The sequence below is a fragment of the Carnimonas nigrificans ATCC BAA-78 genome, assembly GCF_000526695.1.
Classification (GTDB): Bacteria; Pseudomonadota; Gammaproteobacteria; order Pseudomonadales; family Halomonadaceae; genus Carnimonas; species Carnimonas nigrificans.
In genome coordinates this window covers 284,650-307,265 of the sequence record NZ_JAGO01000013.1, presented here as the reverse complement: position 1 = coordinate 307,265, position 22,616 = coordinate 284,650, and the positions used below count along the sequence as shown (strand labels likewise).

Annotated in this window: 24 protein-coding genes; 13 read left to right on the top strand and 11 right to left on the bottom strand. The window is 57.0% G+C overall.

Annotation, left to right across the window (positions count from 1 at the left end; translation table 11 throughout):
* Positions 1-30 precede the first annotated feature (30 nt).
* Entirely contained in the window at positions 31-579 is a 549-nt protein-coding gene (hemG, locus tag L881_RS0108850; RefSeq protein WP_025733348.1) for a menaquinone-dependent protoporphyrinogen IX dehydrogenase, read from the bottom strand.
* 28 nt (positions 580-607) lie between these two features.
* Positions 608-1,327, bottom strand: coding sequence for a ribonuclease PH (gene rph, locus L881_RS0108845; protein ID WP_034578967.1), 720 nt, complete (start codon positions 1,325-1,327; stop codon positions 608-610).
* Between the two features lie 181 nt (positions 1,328-1,508).
* Between rph and L881_RS0108840 the strand changes: the two genes are divergently transcribed.
* Positions 1,509-2,369, top strand: coding sequence for a YicC/YloC family endoribonuclease (locus L881_RS0108840; protein ID WP_025733346.1), 861 nt, complete (start codon positions 1,509-1,511; stop codon positions 2,367-2,369).
* Positions 2,370-2,419: 50 nt separating this feature from the next.
* Entirely contained in the window at positions 2,420-3,319 is a 900-nt protein-coding gene (locus tag L881_RS0108835; protein WP_025733345.1) for a dihydrodipicolinate synthase family protein, read from the top strand.
* A gap of 33 nt (positions 3,320-3,352) precedes the next feature.
* On the opposite strand, the gene L881_RS13900 is transcribed toward L881_RS0108835, so the two are convergent.
* On the bottom strand, positions 3,353-4,315 hold the full coding sequence (locus L881_RS13900) for an HNH endonuclease (protein WP_025733344.1): 963 nt from the start codon (positions 4,313-4,315) through the stop codon (positions 3,353-3,355).
* Between the two features lie 77 nt (positions 4,316-4,392).
* On the opposite strand from L881_RS13900, the gene L881_RS0108825 reads away from it, so the two are divergent.
* Positions 4,393-4,863, top strand: a complete 471-nt coding sequence (locus L881_RS0108825) for a (deoxy)nucleoside triphosphate pyrophosphohydrolase (protein ID WP_025733343.1) — start codon at positions 4,393-4,395, stop codon at positions 4,861-4,863.
* A 91-nt stretch (positions 4,864-4,954) separates the two neighbouring features.
* On the opposite strand, the gene L881_RS0108820 is transcribed toward L881_RS0108825, so the two are convergent.
* On the bottom strand, positions 4,955-6,193 hold the full coding sequence (locus L881_RS0108820; RefSeq protein ID WP_025733342.1) for an NAD(P)/FAD-dependent oxidoreductase: 1,239 nt from the start codon (positions 6,191-6,193) through the stop codon (positions 4,955-4,957).
* Between L881_RS0108820 and L881_RS13780 the strand changes: the two genes are divergently transcribed.
* The 5 genes from L881_RS13780 (at position 6,192) to L881_RS0108795 (ending at position 10,182) form a co-directional block, all read left to right on the top strand.
* Entirely contained in the window at positions 6,192-6,338 is a 147-nt protein-coding gene (locus L881_RS13780; protein ID WP_156926533.1) for a hypothetical protein, read from the top strand. The genes L881_RS0108820 and L881_RS13780 overlap by 2 nt on opposite strands.
* 113 nt (positions 6,339-6,451) lie before the next feature.
* Positions 6,452-7,096 (top strand): guanylate kinase, encoded by a 645-nt coding sequence (gmk, locus tag L881_RS0108810; RefSeq protein WP_025733341.1) that lies wholly within the window; start codon positions 6,452-6,454, stop codon positions 7,094-7,096.
* A 106-nt stretch (positions 7,097-7,202) separates the two neighbouring features.
* Entirely contained in the window at positions 7,203-7,460 is a 258-nt protein-coding gene (gene rpoZ, locus L881_RS0108805; protein ID WP_025733340.1) for a DNA-directed RNA polymerase subunit omega, read from the top strand.
* A 33-nt stretch (positions 7,461-7,493) separates the two neighbouring features.
* A complete protein-coding gene (locus L881_RS0108800) occupies positions 7,494-9,617 on the top strand; it encodes a RelA/SpoT family protein (RefSeq protein ID WP_025733339.1) in 2,124 nt (707 codons plus the stop codon).
* A 175-nt stretch (positions 9,618-9,792) separates the two neighbouring features.
* Positions 9,793-10,182: a RidA family protein gene (locus L881_RS0108795; protein WP_025733338.1), complete on the top strand. Its 390-nt coding sequence runs from the start codon at positions 9,793-9,795 to the stop codon at positions 10,180-10,182.
* Positions 10,183-10,362: 180 nt separating this feature from the next.
* Here the strand turns inward: L881_RS0108795 and L881_RS0108790 are convergent, their stop codons facing one another.
* Positions 10,363-11,217, bottom strand: coding sequence for an SDR family oxidoreductase (locus tag L881_RS0108790; protein WP_025733337.1), 855 nt, complete (start codon positions 11,215-11,217; stop codon positions 10,363-10,365).
* 189 nt (positions 11,218-11,406) lie between these two features.
* Here L881_RS0108790 and L881_RS0108785 point away from each other — a divergent pair, with 189 nt between their 5' ends.
* Both L881_RS0108785 and recG read left to right on the top strand, forming a co-directional pair.
* Positions 11,407-12,357 carry a hydrogen peroxide-inducible genes activator gene (locus tag L881_RS0108785; protein ID WP_025733336.1) on the top strand — a complete coding sequence of 317 codons (951 nt, stop codon included), beginning with the start codon at positions 11,407-11,409 and terminating at the stop codon, positions 12,355-12,357.
* Between the two features lie 51 nt (positions 12,358-12,408).
* Positions 12,409-14,496, top strand: a complete 2,088-nt coding sequence (recG, locus tag L881_RS0108780; RefSeq protein ID WP_025733335.1) for an ATP-dependent DNA helicase RecG — start codon at positions 12,409-12,411, stop codon at positions 14,494-14,496.
* A gap of 78 nt (positions 14,497-14,574) precedes the next feature.
* Here the strand turns inward: recG and L881_RS0108775 are convergent, their stop codons facing one another.
* The 5 genes from L881_RS0108775 to L881_RS0108755 form a co-directional block, all read right to left on the bottom strand.
* Positions 14,575-15,417 carry a PhzF family phenazine biosynthesis protein gene (locus tag L881_RS0108775; protein WP_025733334.1) on the bottom strand — a complete coding sequence of 281 codons (843 nt, stop codon included), beginning with the start codon at positions 15,415-15,417 and terminating at the stop codon, positions 14,575-14,577.
* Between the two features lie 44 nt (positions 15,418-15,461).
* Positions 15,462-16,223 (bottom strand): VOC family protein, encoded by a 762-nt coding sequence (locus L881_RS0108770; protein WP_025733333.1) that lies wholly within the window; start codon positions 16,221-16,223, stop codon positions 15,462-15,464.
* Positions 16,220-16,348, bottom strand: a complete 129-nt coding sequence (locus L881_RS14065) for a hypothetical protein (RefSeq protein ID WP_281172178.1) — start codon at positions 16,346-16,348, stop codon at positions 16,220-16,222. The genes L881_RS0108770 and L881_RS14065 overlap by 4 nt, the downstream gene beginning before the upstream one ends.
* A 93-nt stretch (positions 16,349-16,441) precedes the next feature.
* Entirely contained in the window at positions 16,442-16,771 is a 330-nt protein-coding gene (hmuQ, locus tag L881_RS0108760; protein WP_025733332.1) for a heme-degrading protein HmuQ, read from the bottom strand.
* Between the two features lie 263 nt (positions 16,772-17,034).
* The gene (locus tag L881_RS0108755; protein ID WP_025733331.1) at positions 17,035-17,307 is read right to left on the bottom strand and encodes an HU family DNA-binding protein; all 273 of its coding nucleotides are present in this window, start codon (positions 17,305-17,307) and stop codon (positions 17,035-17,037) included.
* Between the two features lie 547 nt (positions 17,308-17,854).
* Here L881_RS0108755 and ubiA point away from each other — a divergent pair.
* The 3 genes from ubiA (at position 17,855) to phoR (ending at position 21,005) form a co-directional block, all read left to right on the top strand.
* Positions 17,855-18,742, top strand: a complete 888-nt coding sequence (gene ubiA / locus L881_RS0108750; RefSeq protein WP_025733329.1) for a 4-hydroxybenzoate octaprenyltransferase — start codon at positions 17,855-17,857, stop codon at positions 18,740-18,742.
* Between the two features lie 164 nt (positions 18,743-18,906).
* On the top strand, positions 18,907-19,602 hold the full coding sequence (gene phoB, locus L881_RS0108745; RefSeq protein WP_025733328.1) for a phosphate regulon transcriptional regulator PhoB: 696 nt from the start codon (positions 18,907-18,909) through the stop codon (positions 19,600-19,602).
* 86 nt (positions 19,603-19,688) lie between these two features.
* Positions 19,689-21,005, top strand: a complete 1,317-nt coding sequence (gene phoR, locus L881_RS0108740; RefSeq protein ID WP_025733327.1) for a phosphate regulon sensor histidine kinase PhoR — start codon at positions 19,689-19,691, stop codon at positions 21,003-21,005.
* Here the strand turns inward: phoR and L881_RS0108735 are convergent.
* Positions 20,985-21,986, bottom strand: coding sequence for an N-acetylmuramoyl-L-alanine amidase (locus L881_RS0108735; protein WP_025733326.1), 1,002 nt, complete (start codon positions 21,984-21,986; stop codon positions 20,985-20,987). The genes phoR and L881_RS0108735 overlap by 21 nt on opposite strands.
* Between the last annotated feature and the right edge of the window lie 630 nt (positions 21,987-22,616).

The window sequence follows — 22,616 nt, the reverse complement described above, 5'->3', positions numbered from 1 at the left end:
AGCGCGACGGGTGGTTTTTTAATGGATGGCCTAGTGAGCCCTGATCTGCTCGCCCCACTCCCGCCCAAATGCCGATACACGCTCCCAATCGGTGTAGTCGATCTCCTTGGAGGGGTCGGTTTCACCGCCGGTCATCTTCATGATGAGCTGAATCATCAGCCGATCAAACAAGCGATAGCGCGGATAGCGCAGCGCGCCTGCCACCACTTCACAATGCCCAGGCTGCCAGGGGGTCGCTTCCAAAAACTTGTGCGTATAGGCGTTGGTGGTCGGTGAGCGTTTCTCTTCCTTGCGCGCCGTCAGATTCACCGCGACAAAGGCAGAAATCTTCTGATTCAACTGCTCTGCGTAGGTGGAAGCGTAGCGTGCCACCGTGGGCTTGAACTTGCCGTAGCGAATCGACGCGCCGATCAATACCGCGGTGTAGCGCTCGGGTGAAGGCGGCTCACCGCTATTGATATCAACCACATCGCTCTCAACCCCTTGAGCAGCAAGGGATTCAGCAATTACCTCGACGATGCGACGGGTATGACCATCGGTCGTGCTGTACAGCAATAACGCCTTGGCTGGCGATGTCATACGCTCCCCCTCCTGCCAGTTACGGCTATCACACCAGACCCAGCGCTTTTCGCTGCTGCTCAAACAAGGTGGTACCAGCGCCTTCGGCCAGATCCAGCATGGCGTTCAGCTCGCTGCGAGAGAACGGCGCTTTTTCAGCGGTGCCCTGCACTTCGATCAAGCCGCCATCGTCGGTCATCACCACGTTGAGATCGGTGTCCGCGTTGGAGTCCTCGGCATAGTCGAGATCGACCACCGGATTGCCCTTGTAGACCCCTACCGATACCGATGACACCAGCCGGCGCAGCGGATCAGATTTGATCTTCTTGTTACGTTGCAGGTAGTGCAGCGCATCCACCAGCGCGACACAGCCACCGGTAATGGAGGCCGTGCGCGTACCGCCATCGGCCTGAATCACGTCGCAGTCGATGGTAATGGTGAACTCGCCCAGCTTCTTGAGATCAACCGCCGCCCGCAGCGAACGGCCAATCAGACGCTGGATTTCAACGGTACGACCGCTCTGCTTGCCGCGTGCGGCTTCACGTCCGCCGCGAGTATTGGTGGCACGCGGCAACATGCCATATTCCGCCGTGATCCAGCCCTGCCCCTTGCCCCGCAGCCAGCGCGGCACACCTTCTTCAACACTGGCAGTGCACAGCACCTTGGTATTGCCGAACTCAATCAGCACTGAACCTTCGGCGTGCATAGTGTATTCACGGGTAATACGAACTTCGCGAGGCGCATTCGCCTCTCTTCCACTGGGACGCATAAGGATTTTAACCACCTGGAGAGTGAATAGCGGCAACCAGCGACCAACCGGCCCTGTTGCAGAATTCCGCTATTCTAACGCGTATCACCGGCCAGGCCGAATTCCGCCGGCCTGAAGCGACCACTCCCAACAGTTGTTACACTAACCTTAACTTGTACTCGCCCCAGCCAGGAGATAACGAATGCGTAGCATGACCGGCTTTTCGCGCGAAGATGCCAGCGCCGAATGGGGGCGCCTGGAACTGGAGTTGCGCACGGTTAACCAGCGCCATCTGGACCTTAATTTCCAGCTCGCCACGCAACTGCGCTCCCTTGAACCCAATTTCCGTGAACAGCTACGTGGCCGCATTCAGCGCGGCAAGGTGGATATCACGCTGCGCTATTTTTCCGAACAGCAGGAAGGCACCCTGCGGGTGGATAGCGAACGCCTCAATCATCTACAGCGCGCCATGGAAGAAGTCGAACAGCGCATCGTCGGCATCGCCCAGCCCACAAGCCTCGACGTGCTCCAGTGGCCCGGCGTGATCGCCTCCAGTACCGTTCAGGTTCAAGCGCTGCGGGAGGCGGCCGTGACGCTGTTCGATCAGGGGCTGGCTGCCCTTGAAGAGGCCCGCGAACGTGAAGGTGCTCGCCTCACAACAATCATCGGGGAACGCCTCGACGCCATTGAGCAGGAAACCGCCGCCATTCGCGAGCTGCTGCCTGCCATTGTCGAGCGTCAGCGCCACCTGCTGCTGGAGCGCGCCAGCGCCGCTTCACTGGAGCTGGATGACCATCGTTTGGGGGCAGAGCTGGCGATGCTGGTGCAACGCGCCGATGTCGCCGAAGAGCTTGACCGCTTGACCAGCCACGTCAGCGAAATTCGTCACCAGCTTGGCAGCCAGCAACCGGTAGGCCGTCGCCTCGATTTTCTGGTGCAGGAGCTGAACCGCGAGGCCAATACCCTCGCCTCCAAATCAGTAGTCAAGGAAACCACCCACCGCGCCGTCGAGCTAAAGGTGCTGATCGAACAGATAAGAGAGCAAGTGCAGAATGTAGAGTGAGGGCCAGGCCCGCTACCACCAACAACGACAAAAAGAAGAGAGAGACGATAATGTTTTCTGGACTGAGCGCATTCCCGCTGACCCCGATGAGCGAGAGCGGCATTGACGAGGCTGCCTTCTCAACACTGATGAAGCGACTGGTCGAGGCCCGCGTTGATTCCATCGGCGTGCTTGGCTCTACCGGTAGCTATGCCTACCTCACGCGCGCCGAACGCCTGCGCATTACGCAGCTGGCCGTGGAGCAGGCGCAGGATATACCGGTCATGGTGGGCATTGGCGCGCTGCGCACAAGCCATGTACTGGCCCTGGCAGACGATGCGCAACAGACCGGGGCTGCCGCGGTATTGCTGGCACCCATCTCTTATCAGGCGCTGACCGATGAGGAAGTGTTTAACCTCTATGAAACTGTGACGCGCAATCTCTCTGTACCGCTGTGCGTGTATGACAACCCCACAACCACCCATTTCAACTTTAGTGATGAGCTACATGGCAGGATCGCCCGGCTACCTCAGGTGCGTTCTATCAAGCTGCCAGCCACCAACGTTCCCGCTGACCTAGAAGCGGCGAGAACACGCATCGACCGCTTGCGTGCCCTGATTCCCGAACACGTCACGATTGGTATTAGCGGCGATGCCAGTGCCGCCACCGGCCTGAACGCCGGATGCGATCTATGGTATTCGGTCATAGGTGGATTGTTTCCAAAAACAGCGCTAGCCATTACGCGCGCCTCACAATCAGGAAACCTTCACGAAGCCACGCGACTGTCCGAACAGCTCCAGCCACTCTGGACCCTGTTCAGCCAATGCGGCGGCAGTGTGAGGGTCATTGCCGCCGCCGCTGAAATGCTATCGCTCACACACTCCCCCTGCCTGCCCCTCCCCCTTCAGTCGATTGACGGCGCCAAGCGTGAACAACTTGCCAGACTGCTGAAGGAGATGGAGCAGGGGTAGAAGGGGCAGGAAGGCGTGGTGGAAGAGGCAGCATCAAGAATAGTCGAACTTTGTTTTTGCCCACTCTTCCTGAGCATGAAGCGCTGCTTGGCTAGGGTACTCAGAAGCATCATGCGGCAGCGCTATAATCTTTGCATGGTATTCTTTATAAGTGCCTGAATGCCTATGTATATTAGAAAAAATAATTTTATAATCACCCGAAATGTAGCAACCACCTAAATCAAGCAACGTATGAATGTCTGCTCTAAGCAATAAGCCATTCTGGATGTGATGAGTAACGCTCCCTCGATAGGGGCTAATGTGCGCCGCCTCTAAAACCTCTCTCACGTCACACCCCGTCACGCAGCAACTTGAGCTATAGGCATCTAATAGACGGGAACGAAATTTTTGTTGCCCCTGCCGTATATAGATCAACCTTTGTTGCCTTTCCCGCTCACCCACCTCATTCGGTTGGTAATTGTCATTTAAATGATAGTGGCTATCTGTATCCAAATCCTTATAAGTCAATAGCTGGCCGTTATTAGATACTCCCTCAATCATAAAATAGGGAGAGTTATAGTTCGTTACCAACCCCAACCCATGAATAAAGTACTCAACAGGCTTCGGTTTTTGCACAACCCGTTCGAGCAGAACAATCGGTATCTGATCATTCAGGCAGTTCCTCAAGGCCACATTAGGCGCTGCCTCTTCCCACCGTTTATTCTGACGACTGCCCTCAAACTGGTGATACCGGCAACGCCACCCTCCATCCGGATAGGTGTTCAGCTCTTCTCCCTCTTCGTATTTACTACCAGTATTGACTTTAATCGTCAGGGCATAGTCAATCACCTTAGGTTTATGAATCCCCTGCTGAGAAACAACCCGTAGCTTGTGATCGTCATACTTATCTAACTCGGAGGCATAAATGGTCTGGCCCTTTCTGTCGAGGAACCAGCGCAGCGCGCGTTGATGGCGCTCATCTTCAATGCCCTCTAGGATATGATCTATCTTAGCCATGCTCATCCTTCTGAATATTATCTTAAGAGCGATAATGCTTTAATAGACTAATCTGATCTACCTCTTATTGGACGCTTATGCCTCTTGCTGTCTCTGCTGCGATCATTCTTCACAACGGTCTTTACCTGGCGGCACGGCGTGCGCCCGGCAAATCGTCAGAGGGGTTATGGGAATTTCCTGGAGGTAAAATTGAGCTAGGAGAAACATCTGAAGCCGCGCTAGTGCGGGAGATTCGTGAGGAGCTAGCGCTAGATATTCTGCTGGGAGATGCGGTAGGCGTATTTACTACCGAAGTGTCGGGCACATTGATTCAGCTACACTGTTTTTATGCCTTCCCGAGCCCTACCAAACAGAGCCCACCTGTCACCACCATGGCATTTGAAGCAGACCATGATGCAGAGACGGCAGCGCTACAAGAGAGCCCACTACCTAACCTAACGCTGCACGATCATTCAGAGATTAAGTGGTGTGAGCTATCAGAATTGAAGGATTTGAATTGGGCGCCGGCTGACATCCCCGTCATCGAGTGGTTGATGCAGCTATCCTAAAGGCAGTATCCATAGCGCTAGCTATTCCCTCTTCCTACTTCTTTACTCCCCAAAAAGGAATAGCCTAAGCCTCGTGCTGAAGCACTCCCCCTCACCCAAACCTTGCGGGGCTAAAATGCTCGGCCCAGTCGGGGGATTTGCCATCGACCATAATCTCCATCAGTAACTGGGCAGCGGCGGGGCCGCCGGTGAACCCCTGGTGGGCGTGGCCGAAGTGGAACCATAATCCGTTATGACGTGGCGCGGGGCCTATCACTGGCAGCATATCGGGTAGGCAGGGGCGGTGGCCGATCCAGGGAGTGCTTTCGACGCGCTCGCCCAGTTCGAACAGCTCGCGCGCCGCCTTCTCGGAGCGGGAAATCTGGCGCAGATCGGCAGCCGCGCCAAACTGGGTAATCTCTGCGCCAGTACACACTCGCAAGCCTTGCTTCATGGGTGACATGAAGGTGGCGTTATCAACGTCCAGCATGGCGCTATTCGGGCCATTGGCGGATGCAAAGTGGCGGTGATAGCCGCGCATTCTCAGCAGCGGAATGCGATAGCCGAACCGCTCCGTCAACTCGCTGGACCAGGGGCCGAGCGCGACCACGACACGCTCCGCTTCAACACGCCCTCCTTCGGTAAGTACCGACCAACCGCCACCTTCATTCTCGGCAAGGCTCATGGCATCGCCATAGGCCACGCTGCCGCCGCGTTGTTTGAAGAGTTCACCATACGCATGAGTAAGCGCGCCTGGGCTTTGGCAGGTCCACACATTGCTGAACCATAGCCCGCCGGCCAATGGCATTTTCAGCGCGGGTTCCTTCTCACGAATCTGCTCATTGCTGAGTTCGGTGACCGGCACGCCCCAGCCCTGGGTAAGACGCTCAGCCGCTTTCAGGTGCGCCTCAAGGGTACTGGCCTGACGGCAGGCGGCAATATAGCCACTGTGACGAATCAGGTGTTCGGCATTGGCTGCTTTCGCGAGCGGCGCATGGTATTCGTCTGCTTTGCCGGTGAAGCGCTCGTACCATTGGCTAATCGCGGCATGTCGGGCTGGTGCAGAGTTCCGCCAGTATTCCCACAGCGCATAACGATTTTCGACAACCGCTCGGGCGTGCCAGTTGATCATGTTGTGCCGTTTGGTGGCGGCGTTCAGAAGGAAACCAAAGGAGCGCGGGAAGGCTGTAGGCTCGCAGGCTTCCGTCTGGATAGCACCGGCATTGCCATAGCTGGTTTCGCGGCCAATTCCCTTACGATCTACCAGCAGTACATCATCGCCTCGCTGCTGTAGTGCCAGAGCGGTTGATACACCGACCATGCCTGCCCCAAGCACTATTGATGTCGCCATGCCTGCCCCGCCTCTTATAGTGATTCATGATTACGTGACCATGGGCTGTCGCGCCCACCGAACGATCATTGCACCGACCATTGAATCACTGCAACCGCTTGATGCGCCTGGCCTTGATTCAGTGCGCAAGGGGCGCTGCGCATAAAGGCATCTACACAGGTTTTTCATCGAGTGGCGCTGCGCCAGCATGAAACCGTCACAGACACCCACCGCGCAGTTATGCGATACTTGCCGCTTGCTAATCCAAGGGTTGGAGTCATGACCTCACCAGTTGATCGCGGCACACTATTTATCGTTTCGGCGCCTTCCGGCGCTGGCAAAACCAGTCTTATCAAAGCGCTGCTCGAACGCGTCAAGGGCATTGGCGTATCCATCTCCCATACGACCCGTGCCATGCGTCCGGGTGAGCAGCAGGGCGTTAACTACTATTTTGTAACGCACGATGAATTCCACGCCATGGTGAGCGAAGGCGCCTTCTTCGAGCATGCGCAGGTGTTTGACAATCTGTACGGCACCTCTAGGGCGGAAGTCGAACGGCGGCTGGCGCAGGGCGAAGATGTCATTCTGGAAATAGATTGGCAGGGCGCTCAGCAGGTGCGAGCGCTGGAGCCTGCTGCCCGCTCGATTTTCATTCTTCCCCCCAGCCGCACGGCGCTGGCCGAACGCCTTAATCATCGCGGGCAGGATTCCGACGAGATCATTGCCGGTCGTATGCGTGAAGCCGTCAGCGAAATGTCGCACCATGATGAATACGACTACCTGATCGTTAATACCGTTTTCGATGAAGCCCTTGAGCAGCTGGAAGCCATTATCAGCGCCGAACGCAATGTGCTTGCGCGCGCTCGGGCGCGCCATCAGGAGACTCTGGCGGCGCTCTTGCCAGCGGCCAGCGAGGCGGAGTAAACTCCCTGCCCTTTTTCTTCTCGCGAAGAATCGCTTAAAGTAAAGGCAATCAAGGGGTACTGCTCCTGCTGCCTTTATCTATTTCACACCACAACAGGTGATAATTATGGCGCGCGTTACTGTCGAAGACTGCCTCGAAAATGTCGATAATCGCTTCCAGCTGGTACTGATTGCCAGCCGTCGCTCCCGTCAGCTGGCCCGCGGCTCTCGCACTCCTGAACTGGCGTGGGAAAACGACAAGCCTACCGTTATGGCCCTGCGTGAAATTGCCGCCGGTCAGGTAGACAAGTCGATTCTGGACGAGCCAGTGGAAGCACCAGCACCGCGCGTTCGCCCCGAGCCACAGCCCGAATTTGACGCGTGATCGTTTAACCGAATCACAACTACAGCGCACTACATGTTCGCGATAGATGATCTTGCCGATCGCCTCGACGGCTACCTTTCCAAGGATGAGATCCGTCAGGTAAGGCGCGCCTACTATTACGCCGAGCAGGCCCATGATGGCCAGCGTCGGCGTTCGGGCGAGCCATACGTTACCCACCCTCTCGCCGTCACGCATATTCTTGCCAATATGCACATGGATCCGCAAAGCCTGATGGCGGCCATGCTGCATGATGTTATCGAAGATACCGCCGTTACCCGTGAAGCTCTCGAAGAGCAGTTTGGCGCTGAAGTTGCCAACCTGGTCGATGGCGTATCCAAGCTTGCCAAGATAGCCTACGAAGACAAGGCCGTGGCGCAGGCGGATAACCTGCAAAAGATGGTACTGGCCATGTCACGCGATATTCGCGTGATTATCGTCAAGCTCGCTGACCGCCTGCATAACATGCGCACGTTGGGTTCCCTGCGGCCTGACAAGAAACGCCGCATCGCACGTGAAACGCTTGATATCTATGCCCGCATCGCGAACCGTTTGGGTATCAACACCATTCGGATCGAGCTGGAAGATCTGGCATTTCAGGCCATTCACCCCATGCGTGCGGAGCGTATTCGCTCAGCGGTTGCCCATGCCCGTGGCAATCGCCGCTCGCTGGTGCGCCAAATTCAGAACAATTTGCAGGAAACCCTCGATAATGCGGGGCTATCGGGCACGCTGACAGGCCGCCAAAAGCACCTGCTGTCGATCTATCGCAAAATGCGCAACCAGCACAAATCCTTCAATGATTTGATGGATGTCTTTGGCTTTCGCATCATCACCGACCGCGTGGACGACTGCTACCGCATTCTGGGCAAAGTGCATCAGCTATATAAGCCGGTGCCGGGGCGCTTCAAGGATTACATTGCGATCCCCAAATCGAACGGCTATCAGAGCCTGCATACCACGCTGTTTGGCGTAGATGGCTATCCGATCGAGGTGCAGATTCGCACGCGCGCCATGGAGGCCATGGCCAACAACGGAATTGCCGCTCACTGGCTTTACAAGGCCGGACAGACTGAGCAAAACGACGTTTCCGGTAGCCACAAGCGCGCTCGTGAATGGGTACAGGGCCTGCTGGAGATGCAGCGTCAGGCCGGCAGTTCACTCGAATTTTTCGAACACGTAAAAAACGATCTTTTCCCCGACGATATCTACGTGTTCACCCCCAAAGGTGAAATCATGGAGCTGCCGCGCAATGCGACGGCGGTCGATTTTGCCTACGCGGTTCATACTGATATCGGTAATAGCTGTATTGCCTGTCGCGTCAATCGCCATCTTGCCTCACTGTCGATGCCCTTGAGCAGCGGGCAGACGGTTGAAGTCATCACGGCACCTGGCGCCACGCCCAACCGCAATTGGCTGAGCTTCGTGGCGACGGCCAGGGCGCGCTCCGCCATTCGACATGTCCTCAAGCACCAGCAGCACAGCGACTCGGTGGGTTTTGGCCGGCGGTTGCTAGGCAAATCGCTGGGCGTGTTTGACATGACCATTGAGCAGCTTGCCCCCGGTGCAATGGAAGCGCTGCTGCACGATGAAAATCTCGACACTACCGATGATCTGTTTCACGCCATTGGCTCGGGGTCCAAAACGGCCTACAGCATTGCCAGACGCCTGGTGCAAACCGACAGCGGTGGCGATCTTGCACCGCTGCCCAGGCTCCAGCCGCTCACTATCGACATGAGCAATAACAGCCTCCGCTTTGCCCGCTGCTGCTTCCCGCTGCCGGGCGACAGCATTGTCGGCCATCTGACGCATAGCGATGGTATCGTGATTCACCGTGGCGAATGTGCCAACGCGGTTGGGCTGCTGGCCCGGGGTGAACAGAGCGTTGATATCGACTGGCCTGATGATCCAAGCATCTCGCTCCCCTCGTCGCTACGCCTTGAAATCAAGACCAGCGCGCGCCTGATCGCCCAGATTGCCGCCCTGATCGACGATGCTGGTGCCGATATTGAGTGCATTGATACCGAAGAGAACGACAGCCACCTCACGATTATCACGCTGGTGATTGATGTTCGGGATCGCATTCACCTGGCACGCATCATGAAACGCATGCGTAATCTGCCTCAGCTTGAGAGCATGCGCCGCGTCATTGCCGGGTAGATAACCGCCGAAGCCTGCTGCTAGCCCCACTCGTATCACATCCCCTTCCTTCCGCATGACCGAACGGAAGCACGCGACAGTGCTCCTTCGGTCAGGGCGTCATGCAGGTAAAGACACCCTCGGCCAAATATGATGAAATCAGTGCTTAAACAATCACCGATATTCAGGATTCCCCATGAGCAACCGCGCTGTCATTCAAACCGACGATGCCCCCGCCGCCATTGGCCCTTATTCACAGGCCGTCAAGGCAGGCAACACCATCTATCTCTCCGGCCAGATTCCGCTCGACCCTGCCACCATGGAGCTGGTAGAGGGCAATATTGAAGCTCAGGCGCGTCAGGTATTTACCAATCTGGAAACTGTCTGCAAGGCAGCCGGCGGTTCTCTGGGCGAGATTGTGAAGCTCAACATCTACATGACCGATCTTGGCAATTTCGCGCAGGTCAACAAGGTGATGGAAGAGTTCTTCTCTGCCCCCTTCCCTGCCCGTGCCGCAGTAGGCATTTCAGCACTGCCGAAAGGCGCTCAGGTTGAAGCGGAAGGTGTGCTGGTTATCGGCGATTAATTCATCGCTTGCACTGCCCACTCCTCCCCCGAGGCGATCGAGATGGGCAGCTCCGGTGAGACAAGTCGCTTCACAAGACACCCTGCGAAGGCACGCTTTCGCAGGGTGTCGCTGTTTTCGGCTGCCTATTCCAACCGATCAGCGCTAAGCGAGTGCCCGCCAAATTCATACCTGTTTATCTCATTCAGGCGGCTCCAACAGAGCGCCGTAGCCTTCCCTGAAACTGGGGTAAAGAAAACGGTAGCCCTGCGCCTTAAGCCGCGCGTTCGAACAGCGCTTGTTGGAACGCCGCCGGGCAGAGGCATCGAGTTCGCGGGAAGGTGTCACCTTAAGGCGCTCGGCAAGCCAGGCCATGACATCGAAGAGTGCAGCCGGTTCATCATCAGAGGCGAGATAGATCTCGTGCAGGGTGGCACCGCGCTGATGCTGTTCGATAAGAAAGGCCAGCACGCCAGCGGCATCATCACGATGAATACGGTTAGTGAAGACGGCAGGGTGCTGTGCCACCTTATATCCATCGCGCACCTGATTGATTAACCGCTCCCGCCCCGGCCCATAGATACCGGAGAGCCGCACGACCGACCCCGCCAGAGGGCTATTCAGCAGCCGCTGTTCTGCCTGACACATGATCTGACCGGAAAAACGGTGGGGCTGGGCAGGGCTATTCTCATTGATAGTCTCCCCCTGCGACTGGGCATACACGGATGTCGATGACACAAACAGCGCCTGTTCAGGGGGCCGAGGGCGCTGTTCAAATTCACTCAACACATTATCCAAACCTTGCGAATATGCACTTTGATAGGCGTTTTCTTCGAATTTGTCCGCACTGATAGCGTATACTAGGACGTCGGCATCGGGCAGTGCAGCCACTGACGCTTTATCGCTAACGTCGAGGTGTACCTCCTCAAGGGAAGTGGGCACACTATGGGGAGTGCGGCGCGCACCGATAATCCGGTAGCCTTGCGCTTTTAGCTGCAAGCCGAGCGCACTGCCTACGTCACCGCAGCCGACAATCAGAATGGTGGTGGTTGCCATCGGGTTTCTCCCTAGCAAACAGAATGATAAGAGACGCTGTTAATCACAGAGTGTGTACCATGCAACTGCCTCTTGCATCCTGTTCCCGACCCGGGATATCGCTTGGCTACGCTGGCTTCAGCAAACCCGCCCTTGCGGGTGGTATTTGAAGGGCTAGTACCGCACGGCAGCAATTAAAGGAAGAGATTGATGACGTTAACTGAGCTTCGCTACATCGTAACGCTTTCCCAGGAGCGCCATTTTGGTCGCGCTGCCGAACGTTGCTTTGTCTCCCAGCCAACGCTATCCGTTGCCGTGAAAAAGCTGGAAGAAGAGCTGGGTATCGCTCTGTTCGAACGCAGCAAATCCACCGTGCAGGTCACGCCGATGGGCACGCGGATTATCGCCCAGGCTTCCCGTGTGCTCGAACAGGCCAACGTCATCAAGGAGCTTGCCAACGAAGGCAAGGATCAGCTCTCCAGCCCGCTGCGTGTGGGCGCCATCTACACCATTGGCCCCTATCTCTTCCCGCATCTGGTTCCTGCGCTGACCGATTCGGCACCGCAAATGCCGCTGTATATCGAAGAAAACTTTACCGGAGCACTGCGTCGCAAGCTGCGCTCTGGTGAGCTTGACGTGATTATCGTGGCGCTGCCCTTCACTGAGCCTGATGTGCTGACCAAGGTTATCTACGAAGAGCCGTTTGAAGTGCTGCTTCCCAAGGGGCACAAGTGGTTGAAGGAAAAAGAGATCGAGCGCGACTGGCTGCTGGAAGAGCGCCTGCTGCTGCTGGGCGAAGGTCACTGTTTCCGCGATCAGATACTGGAAACCTGCCCCGCACTGAGCCAGCAGATCAACTCACCGGTAGGGGGCCTGGTCGCCGAAGGCGGTTCACTGGAAACCATTCGTCATATGGTCGCCTCTGGGCTGGGCATCACCGTACTACCACGCTCGGCGACCGGCATTCGTCACTATGAAGATGGCATGCTCGAAACCCGCCCATTCAGCGGACCGCAACCCTCGCGCTCCGTCGCCATTGCGTGGCGCGCCAGCTTCCCGCGGCCCAAGGCCATTGATGCGCTCACCAACGCCATTGATCCCAATCAGCTGCACATCAAGCCTCAAGAGCCGGCCACGGCAACTTCCGATAGCTCGGTCTAAGCCAGAAAGCGCAGTCATTGATGAATCACGCTAACCTCGCAAGGGATACCCATGAACGCGTTGAATGAGGCGGTCACGGCACTGGCGGGGGTGGGTGATGCCATGGCCGCTAAACTGGCGCGCCTGGGGCTTAGCTCAATTGCCGATCTGCTGTTTCATCTGCCGCTGCGCTATCAGGATCGCACCCGCATTACGCCGATTGGCGAGCTACGCGCGGGCCAGGAGGCAGTAGTCGATGGCGAAATCACGGCTGCCGATATTATTCAGGGGCGCCGCCGCAGCCTGCTGGTTCGCGTCAAGGACGGCAGCGGTATTCTCTCGCTACGCTTCTACCATTTTGCACCCGCCCAGTTGAATCAGTTTTCCCGCGGCAAGCGTATTCGTCTGTTTGGCGAAGCCCGCACCGGCAGCACCGGCCTTGAGATATATCATCCCGAATACCGCTTGCTCAGTGGCGAGGGCGATACCGATCCTGTCGAAGATCGCCTTACCCCCATCTACCCCACCACGGAAGGCATTACTCAGCTACGCTTGCGCGGGCTGATCGAGCAAGCCTTCAAGCGCTTTGATGCCGATTCCAGCGCGTTGCCCGAGCTTTTGAGCGACGCCTTGCGCCAGCAGTTTCAACTGATTCACCTCCATGATGCGATACGCGAGCTGCATCACCCCGCCGCCGATGCAGCGGTGGAGCAGCTCGCCGCCGGTACGCACCCCGCTCAGCGTCGCCTGGCCTTCGAGGAACTGCTGGCGCATCAGCTAAGTCTCAGGGAAGTGCGGGCGCGTATTCAGCAGGATGGTGCCCCCATGCTGCGCGGCGGCGATGCGCTCCAGGCGCGCTTTCTTACCGCGCTGCCCTTCTCCCTCACCACTGCCCAGCGCCGTGTGCTGGCGGAGATTGATCGCGATATAGAACGCAATGTGCCGATGCTGCGACTGGTGCAGGGCGATGTCGGCTCAGGCAAGACGGTAGTAGCGGCAGCTGCCGCGCTGCGTGCCACCGCGCAAGGCTATCAGGCCGCCGTTATGGCCCCAACCGAGTTGCTGGCCGAGCAACATTTCCGCAGCTTCCGTGCCTGGTTCGAGCCGCTGGGCATTGAGGTGGCCTGGTTAGCGGGCAAGCTGAAGGGCAAACAGCGGCTTGATGCCAAGGCCGCTATTGCCGATGGTCGCGCTCAAGTCGTGGTGGGCACCCACGCGCTGTTTCAGCAGGATGTCCACTTTCACCGGCTGGCGCTCGCGATTGTCGATGAACAGCACCGCTTTGGCGTGCACCAGCGTCTGGCCCTGCGTGAAAAGGGTGAAGCCGCCGGTATGACGCCCCACCAACTGGTCATGACCGCCACGCCGATTCCCCGCACCCTCGCGATGAGCGCCTACGCCGACCTTGATCTCTCCGTCATCAATGAGCTGCCGCCTGGCCGTACTCCGATTAAAACGGTGGCTATTGCCGATGGCCGCCGCGCCGAAGTGGTGGAGCGCATTTACCACGCGTGCATTTCAGGGCGGCAGGCTTATTGGGTATGTACCCTGATCGAAGAGTCGGAAGCACTGGAGAGCCAGGCCGCAGAAGCTACCCACGCCGCGCTGGTTGAAGCACTGCCTGACTTTACGGTCGGGCTGGTACATGGGCGCATGAAGGCAAAAGAGAAGAGCGACGTTATGGCCGCCTTCAAGCAGGGCGATATTGATCTGCTGGTGGCCACCACGGTGATCGAAGTGGGCGTGGACGTACCCAATGCTAGCCTCATGATTATCGAAAACCCCGAACGCCTTGGCCTGGCCCAGCTTCACCAGCTACGCGGGCGCGTTGGGCGCGGCAGCACCGAGAGCTTCTGCGTATTGCTCTATCATCCACCGCTGTCTGACAGCTCCCGCGCTCGCCTCAGCGTGATGCGCGATACCAATGACGGCTTCAAGATTGCGGAAAAGGATCTCGAACTGCGCGGCCCCGGTGAAGTGCTCGGCACACGCCAGACCGGCCTGCTCGGCATGAAGATCGCCGACCTCACCCGTGATCGTGATCTTCTTGATCCGGTTCACCGCCTCAGCGCAATGCTCATGCAGCAGCAGCCGGAACACGCCGCGCCCCTGATTCGCAGATGGTTAGGGGAAGAAGCCAATCAATACGCCGTGGTGTAGGTGTCGGGGGAATTTCAGCCGTTGGCAGCCCCCTTCATGGCATCACGGAAAAGTGCTCTGTTTAATTGGCCTATTCGCTCAAAGCGTTAGCGTACCGCCAATATGCAGCCGCGACGTGCCCCCTACCCACACCTGCCCCGCATCATCCTGTTGAACCACAATGCGCCCCTTCCTGCCCAGCGCAGCTCCCTGGGTAGCGATATAGTCATGACTCGCCATTCCCGCTGAAAATATCCACTGCCCTAGCGACGCATTCAGACTCCCCGTCACAGGATCTTCCATCACGCCGCCGCTCTTTTCCTTGATAAAGGCCCGCACTTCGAAAGCAGCTGGAGAATCTGGCGGATAAGGGCCAAAAACACCAATCTTGATCGGCGTCTCCCAGCCCGCTTTGGGAGTAAGCGACAGCACCGCCTCGGCGGAGCGCAAGCGAATCCCCAGCCAACCAGGTCCGTTATCTACCCATTGAGATTCAACAATGCTGTCAGCAGGAATATCGAGAAAGTCAGCGGCTGTTTGACGCTCTTCTTCACTTGGCGCGCCCGAGCGCAATAACGGCGGCGCTGCAAAGAAAAGCATGTCGGAAATCTGGCGAATAGCGACAAGGCCGATAGCGCTTTGCTGAATGATAACGCCATGCTCTCTTGGCGTATGTCCAGACGCCAGCCAGGCCTGGCAGCTCCCCAGGGTAGGATGCCCCGCAAAAGGAAGCTCCCTCTCACACGTAAAAATACGCACCTGATAATCCGCTTCAGGATCGCTGGGAGGCAGCAGAAATGTTGTTTCAGCGAGATTGAGCCAGCGGGCAATGCGCTGCATGCACTCGGTGTTCATTGCCTCATCGGCCGTCACCACCGCCAGCGCATTGCCAGAGAAACCTTCACTCCCGAATACATCAACATACTGAATCTGATAAGCCATACAAACGCCTCAACAACAGAAAATCACGCTACCCATCCAACGCTCTACCACAGACACTCTTCGCACTGTTCAAACCGTAGCAGTGTATTTCCCAGCACTGTCGCGGGCACTTCTGCTGCGAGTGGAGAGACCTGCTCGAAAGGGATGCCGTTGCGTTGCCACGCTCGGGTGGCCGCAGCAAGGTCCGTGGTTTCCAGTGATATCGCAACCACGCGGGGAGGCAAGGCCGCTACGCTGCCAAGGGATGGCAGCCTGCTACTCGCCTGCTCAGGGGGCACCAGCCAGATATCGGCCTTGCTGGTGGCGATGTGATAGCCGCCTTCCACGGCACTGATACGCTCTTCGCCATGAATGATGCGAAAGAAGTGGATATCGCGCTCCCAATCATCGCTGACGTACCACAATGCCGAGACGCGGGAAGCACCATTAGGGTGATCGGGAAAATGGCCGTCGGGGCGCAACAGATCAGGACGTAGCTGCTGACACAAGAACTGGGTGAGAAAGGGCTGCCTGGGATCGTGGAGGAAATCGAGAATAACGCCGGAATCAAATGGCTCCCCTTGCGCATTACGCGCCTGCCACTCGAAGGTAATCGGCGACCAGGGCGCAAATCCCTGCGCTTCAATCAGCGCGTGGTCGTGCTCCATGTCTTTGCTGTGCAGCGCCACCATCGCTACGCCGCCGCCCATCTTCATGCGCGCCTCGATCAAGCGCGCAACGCGAAAGCCATTGGCATCACCCAGGCCCGCCAGCGCTGGGCGTGTAATGCTAATCAGCTCAATGAAGGTATCTCCGAAGAGGATCAATTCATTTTCAGTGCCCCAGGGGTGAACATAGTGAATGCCCCCAGAAACCCGAGCGCTTTGGCCTGCGCGCGCGCGGCCCCCAGGTCGGATACCGCCACTACTGGATGATCTACGCCAAAACTCATGGCTGGTCCTCGTCGTTGTGATCAACGCTTGCTCAGCTCCGCTATGGGAAGCAAAAGGGCGCGATATCTACAGCGGCATATCAATGTTATAGGTTAGTGGTGATCAGCCTTCACCGTTTGCAGGGATTCAAAGCCTTCAAACTCGGGCGGCCCCAGATAGATCGCCTCGCGATCCACCTTACCGGCATTGGCGTGCGCAGCGCGGAAGGCGTCGGAGCGGGTCCAGGCAATAAAGTCATCGTAGGAGCGCCAAATCGTATGCGAGGAATAGAGCATATGATCGTCGCGTTCAGGGCCGCGCAGCAGGTTGAATTCGACAAACCCCGGCAACTCCTTCAAATGGCTATCGCGTTCCAGCCAGATTTTTTCGAATGTTTCCGTCGCTTCGGGGCGTACCTTGAAACGATTCATCGCAATGTACATGGTGGATAACTCTCCTGAGCACACATGGGTTTAGGGTGTGGATAAATAAATACCAGAACATTCACGCTCTTATCCAGTAAAGCGCATAAATGCAGCAAGGCAAGCAATGACTATCGGGGAGCATTTTCTGTAGAGACAGCAGGAGGGAAATAAAGGGCTGTCGTCAGAAGGGAAGTGCAAAATATCGGCGCTCGGAATGCAGAAAGGCTGCCATGTGATTCAAGCAGCCTGAAGATACGAACGCCGATACGGGAAAGGATGCCTTACTTCACTGCATCCTTCAGGCCCTTGCCAGCCTTGAAGCTAACGTTTTTGCTGGCAGGAATCTTCAGCTCAGCGCCTGTCTGAGGGTTTTTGCCGGTACGTGCAGCACGCTCACGCACGGTGAAAGAACCGAAGCCTACCAGGCTAACGTCTTCACCCTTGGAAACGCTGGACGTGATTTCGTCGAGGATGACGTTGAGGACCTGACCTGCCTTTTCCTTGGAAAGATCTGCTTTTTCCGCAATGGCAGCGGCGAGTTCTGGTTTACGCATAAGTTATCTCCTGGGTATGCCTTGAATGGCATGTTTGCCGGCTGAACCGGACATTTTTATAAGGACTGACGTGTTCCCATCAATCCTTGGCCAGATACTTCAGGCCCGATGAAATACGTGAAGACACTTCACTGCCATTCACGTATCCAGTTTTTCGATGACCTAATGGCAGATTACCGCCAACCGCGCGGCAACCCGCATAAATACGGCAATGTCATGCTAGCAACACTCACCGCGTATGCCTAGAGCTATTGGTAGTAGGGTCGGGCTTTCATGGGCAGGAAAAACAGCTTTCTCTGAATATTGCGCTTATCAGGGAGTAGATTGCCCCGCTACTCTTGCTAAATCCATGAGAAGGTAGCCATCTTGCGTGCGCCACCGCCAAAATGGCAGGCGCACTCATGGTCGCAGCACCTTCAACACGGCGCGCCATAACCAAGCGCACACCGGGCAATGCTGCAAGAAAGCCGCCAAGACCGGCAACCGTCTGCACCGTCAAAGGTGGCGATGGTACACTGCTTTTCTACCTGTTATCCATTGAGCCGTCATGACTGCTAACTCTGCACTTTGGCAACGTATCTGCCACCGTATACCCGACTTCCTTCGTTTGATGCGTCTGGATCGCCCGATCGGCACCTGGCTGTTGATGTGGCCGACCATGAGCGCCCTGTGGCTAGCGTCCGGTGGACTGCCGCCGCTCTCACTGCTGCTCATTTTTATTGCGGGCGTTTACTGCATGCGCGCCGCGGGCTGTGTCATCAACGACTTCGCTGATCGCAAGCTGGATGGTCACGTCAAGCGCACCAAATCGCGCCCTCTGGCAACCGGGCGTATCGCTTCGTGGGAGGCGCTGCTGCTGTTTGCGGGCCTGATCTTCGTCGCCTTTGTGCTGGTGTGCTTCACCAATGCCGCGACGGTGCTGCTGTCATTTGTTGCCGTGGCACTGGCGGCTTGCTATCCCTTCATGAAGCGCTATACCCATCTGCCGCAGGTAGTGTTGGGAGCCGCCTATAGCTGGGGCATTCCCATGGCCTTTATGGCCGTCAATCAAACGATACCGAGCGCCGCATGGTGGCTGTTTATTGCCAACGTGGTGTGGACACTGATGTACGACACCGAATACGCCATGGTCGATCGAGACGATGACCTTAATGTCGGCATCAAGTCTACGGCGATCCTGTTTGGGCGCATGGACCTCACCATTCTGGCGCTGCTGAAGGTGATTGTGCTGGTGCTGCTGACCGGGCTGGGCGTGCACTTCATGCTGGGCTTCTTCTTCTGGCTGGCGCTGCTCGGCATCCTGGCCCTGTTTGTCTATCAGCAGTTCCTCGTTCGCCAGCGCGCCCGTGACGACTGCTTCAAGGCGTTTCTCAACAACCACTGGGTGGGCGTACTGCTGTTCAGCGGCGTAGTGCTCTCCCTGTGGCCTTACTGATAGGGAAGCCGGCGAGCCTGTGTCGAAAGGCGCAGGCTCTGTCACATTGTCACGAATCTGTCACTACTTTGCGTTTGAATTGTCATGCAAACGCCATAAAGCGGTGTTTGCTTCACAGCGAGCCTTACAACTCCGCTACCTCATGGCAATGAGATTAAGCTGACATGACTCAGACCGTACTGATCGTAGATGACGAAACTTCCATTCGCGACATGATCGCTATCTCGCTGGAGATGGCCGACTTTCGCGTTATCGAGGCGGATAATGCGCAAAAAGCGCTGGCACTGGCGGTAGATGAGCGCCCCGACCTGATCCTGCTCGACTGGATGATGCCGGGCACCAGCGGTGTCGAACTTGCGCGTCGGTTAAAGCGCGAGGAAACCACCAAGGAAATACCGATTATCCTGCTGACCGCCAAAAGCGAAGAAGACAATAAGGTGCAGGGGCTGGAAGCTGGCGCAGACGACTACATCACCAAGCCTTTCTCGCCGCGTGAACTGGTCGCTCGTATGCGCGCTGTATTGCGTCGCGCCACGCCAGCCAGTCAAAACATCATTGAAGTGGATGGATTGTCGGTCAATACCGATAGCAAACGCGTTAGTATTGACGGCGAGCCAATCGACATGGGGCCTACCGAATACCGTTTGCTGGCCTTTTTCATCTCCCATCAGGAACGGGCCTATTCGCGCGCGCAGCTGCTCGATCAGGTATGGGGCGCTTCCGTTTATGTAGAAGAACGCACTGTCGATGTGCACATTCGCCGCTTGCGCAAGGCGCTGGGCGAAAAGCATGACTACCTTATTCAGACCGTTCGCGGCACAGGGTATCGCTTCTCATGCCAGCGCTCTCGCGCAGTGTGAGACGCCGCTGCCGATGTCGCACGCAGAAACACTCACCGCCCAGCGCGGCAGGCTAAACAACGATTGGGACCACATGAGAAACGACAGTGCATCGCTGGATTCGTGAACTACTGATTCTACTGATACCGGCACTGCTCGGCATCGCTATCGCTAACCTGTGGGATTGCTGGCTGGCAGGGCTGACCATTGTGCTGGCGCTCTACCTGGCTTACAGCCTGCTGCAACTGTGGCGGCTGGCGCGCTGGGCCAAGCACCCTGACCGCGCCCTCCCTCCTCATGCCCCGGCCCAATGGGGCGCTGTGTTCGATCATCTTTACCGCTATCAGCGCAAACAGCGTCGGCGTCAGGAGCAGCTACGCCATGTGATCAGCCGCTTCGATCGGCTGTCGGAAGCGCTGAGCGATGGCATGGTAGTGATCACGCAGCACGATGAACTGGATAACTGGAACGCCGCGGCCAATCGCCTGCTCGGTTTCAAATATCCCCATGATCGCGGCCAGCACGTCACGAACCTGCTGCGTCATCCTCTCTTTGTCGCGTATTTCGCGAGCGGTGATTACGATGAGCCACTTATCATCAAATCCCCCGCCGACGAATCGCGCTGGCTGCAATTCCAGATCGTCACCTACGGCGACAATGAGCGCTTGATGGTGGTGCGCGACATTACTCGCTTGCAGCGTCTTCAAGAGATGCGTCGCGATTTTGTCGCTAATGTCTCCCACGAGCTGCGCACACCGCTGACCGTTTTCACTGGCTATCTGGAGCCTCTGGCGGTACATGCCGAGACGCTACTGCCACCGCGTATCTCCAAGGGTGTTACGCAGATGCAGCAGCAGGCCGACAGAATGCGGCACCTGATTGATGATCTGCTGATGCTATCGCGCCTTGAAAACGAACAAACGCTCTCGCCCCTAACACCTGTCTGCGTCGCCAGTTTGATGCAGCGCGCCTGCGAAGATGGCATTGCCCTGTCACAGGGGCGTCAGCAGCTAACCCTGGCGATCAACAGCGACAAGGGGCTGCTGGGCGATAAGGAACAGCTACGCAGCGCGGTAACCAATCTGGTGAGTAATGCCGTGCGCTATGCCGGCGACAACCGCCATATCACGCTGAGCTGGAGCGAAACCTCTACCGGCCAGGGACATTTGAGTATTGAAGATGATGGCGAAGGCATTGATAGCCATCATCTCGCCCGCCTGACCGAGCGCTTTTACCGCGTCGACAAGGGGCGTTCAAGCGCAACCGGAGGCACCGGCCTGGGGCTGGCGATCGTCAAGCACGTTATGCTACGCCATCAGGGCGGGCTTGAAATCGACTCGACACTTGGAAAAGGCTCACGCTTCACGCTGAGCTTTCCGGCCCAGCGTCTGCATTCCCCCGACTCAGTGCTGCGCGAGCAGTAAGGCTGCCTGCCGCGGACTGCGATACTTGCTCACCAGCGCAAACAGAATGGCGGCGGTTTCAGCATCGTAATTGCCGTCATAGCGGGTGGGACTGAAGTGCATCTGGAAACTGGCCAGCACTCGCCTGGTCGGCTGGTCCAGATCGCCGCTTACCGTAATGTCATAGCCATAGCTGGCTAGCCCACGCTGCAACTGCGCCACCGTTGGCAAGCGCGCATCAAAACGCTGACGGTAATAAGCCACGGTACTCGCCTCCGGCCAGGCACCAATGCCCGCCTGTGCCAACTGCTGCCATGGGAAGAACGGGCCTGGGTCCAGTTTGCGCCCTGGCGCGATATCAGAGTGGCCGACAACATGCGTCGGATCAATGCCGTAGCGCGTTACGATATCCTTGGCCAAGGCCGTTACCAGCGCAATCTGCGACATCGAGAAGGGAGAAAACACCAGACCATCCGGCGTTTTGGTGAAGCCCTTATTGACGATTTCGATACCGATGGACGTATCGTTCAGCCCTGTTCTGCCATCCCAGCTACTGCGCCCCGCATGCCAGGCGCGCTTCGACTCGTCCGCCATCTGCAAGACAACCGGCTGACGCTGATAGCGCCCCGGCTGCGACGTCACCAGATAGTGCACCCCCACCTTGTTGCCTTCGAGCGCCTCAATGGAATGCTGATCGTCTTCAGCGGTGTAGTGGATCACCAGCGTCTGAATCCGCTCGTTGGCCCCCTCGGTACGCAGCGAGTGATCAACGCGATAACCGTTACGGCGCTCCAGTTGGCGCCCTTCGCTCGCCGTATATACCTTGCTGGCCTGGCGATCCTGTAATACTGGCACATCGCTGGTCAGCGCCTTGGCAGCCGCTGCATTCACCCGCGTTTCCGGCTGGGCAGAAGAAGGACTCGGCTTGTTACCGGCACAGCCCGCGATCAACGCGGCAATAACGACAATGCCAGACAGGCGCACAACAGACTGCTTTATCATGATGTTTCCAGAGGGAGGGCTGTACAGAGTAAAAACGTTGGGCATACCCCAACAAAAGCCGTTTATGTTAACCGTTCCTATCGTTCGCTGCTTGAAAACAGCGCCTGGGGGATTCGCAGCCTCTTAAGGCAGAAGAGATGCCCTGCATAGGCCAAATGGCACTCTTTTATGTCACGTTGCATGGCGTGCACTTTTTACCCTGTTCCCCCTGCGCTCCCGCCAACACAATCAGGCGGTGAATATGAGTAGCCGGATGAATACAACACCGCTTCTCCACGCGAACAGCGTTGCGTAAATCCTGACAAAGCGCGCCCTTTAACCGGAGTGCAAACTGCGCCACAAGAGCAGGAATAAGTCGAACTGGATTTAACGCGATAACGAAGTCCAGCACCTGGGGCACTCCATGCAAATAGTACCGCTACATCTATATGTCGCTGTGCTTTATCTCTCAATCCAGAAGAGAATACCTCGAAGCTCGCAGAGAGTATCTTCCAACGCAATGCAGTGCTCTTTCGATGACGGTTCAAATGAGAGCAGAGGCCAAAGATTACCCCACCTATTATGCCAAACACTCGCCATGCTCCGAGCACCACGTGATTAAGAATCTGTGACATTTCAGGTGGCAACTAT

Bases quoted from the DNA above. Each gene is read 5' to 3' on its own strand.
- L881_RS0108835 (WP_025733345.1), top strand. From the start codon at position 2,420: ATGTTTTCTGGACTGAGCGCATTCCCGCTGACCCCGATGAGCGAGAGC.
- L881_RS0108795 (WP_025733338.1), top strand. From the start codon at position 9,793: ATGAGCAACCGCGCTGTCATTCAAACCGACGATGCCCCCGCCGCCATT.
- L881_RS0108735 (WP_025733326.1), bottom strand. From the start codon at position 21,986: ATGATAAAGCAGTCTGTTGTGCGCCTGTCTGGCATTGTCGTTATTGCC.
- rpoZ (WP_025733340.1), top strand. From the start codon at position 7,203: ATGGCGCGCGTTACTGTCGAAGACTGCCTCGAAAATGTCGATAATCGC.
- L881_RS0108790 (WP_025733337.1), bottom strand. From the start codon at position 11,217: ATGGCAACCACCACCATTCTGATTGTCGGCTGCGGTGACGTAGGCAGT.
- L881_RS0108755 (WP_025733331.1), bottom strand. From the start codon at position 17,307: ATGCGTAAACCAGAACTCGCCGCTGCCATTGCGGAAAAAGCAGATCTT.
- L881_RS0108775 (WP_025733334.1), bottom strand. From the start codon at position 15,417: ATGGCTTATCAGATTCAGTATGTTGATGTATTCGGGAGTGAAGGTTTC.
- L881_RS13780 (WP_156926533.1), top strand. From the start codon at position 6,192: ATGCCTGCCCCGCCTCTTATAGTGATTCATGATTACGTGACCATGGGC.
- recG (WP_025733335.1), top strand. From the start codon at position 12,409: ATGAACGCGTTGAATGAGGCGGTCACGGCACTGGCGGGGGTGGGTGAT.
- gmk (WP_025733341.1), top strand. From the start codon at position 6,452: ATGACCTCACCAGTTGATCGCGGCACACTATTTATCGTTTCGGCGCCT.
- hmuQ (WP_025733332.1), bottom strand. From the start codon at position 16,771: ATGTACATTGCGATGAATCGTTTCAAGGTACGCCCCGAAGCGACGGAA.
- L881_RS14065 (WP_281172178.1), bottom strand. From the start codon at position 16,348: ATGAGTTTTGGCGTAGATCATCCAGTAGTGGCGGTATCCGACCTGGGG.
- L881_RS0108785 (WP_025733336.1), top strand. From the start codon at position 11,407: ATGACGTTAACTGAGCTTCGCTACATCGTAACGCTTTCCCAGGAGCGC.
- rph (WP_034578967.1), bottom strand. From the start codon at position 1,327: ATGCGTCCCAGTGGAAGAGAGGCGAATGCGCCTCGCGAAGTTCGTATT.
- L881_RS0108820 (WP_025733342.1), bottom strand. From the start codon at position 6,193: ATGGCGACATCAATAGTGCTTGGGGCAGGCATGGTCGGTGTATCAACC.
- L881_RS13900 (WP_025733344.1), bottom strand. From the start codon at position 4,315: ATGGCTAAGATAGATCATATCCTAGAGGGCATTGAAGATGAGCGCCAT.
- phoB (WP_025733328.1), top strand. From the start codon at position 18,907: ATGACTCAGACCGTACTGATCGTAGATGACGAAACTTCCATTCGCGAC.
- hemG (WP_025733348.1), bottom strand. From the start codon at position 579: ATGACATCGCCAGCCAAGGCGTTATTGCTGTACAGCACGACCGATGGT.
- L881_RS0108840 (WP_025733346.1), top strand. From the start codon at position 1,509: ATGCGTAGCATGACCGGCTTTTCGCGCGAAGATGCCAGCGCCGAATGG.
- L881_RS0108825 (WP_025733343.1), top strand. From the start codon at position 4,393: ATGCCTCTTGCTGTCTCTGCTGCGATCATTCTTCACAACGGTCTTTAC.
- ubiA (WP_025733329.1), top strand. From the start codon at position 17,855: ATGACTGCTAACTCTGCACTTTGGCAACGTATCTGCCACCGTATACCC.
- L881_RS0108800 (WP_025733339.1), top strand. From the start codon at position 7,494: ATGTTCGCGATAGATGATCTTGCCGATCGCCTCGACGGCTACCTTTCC.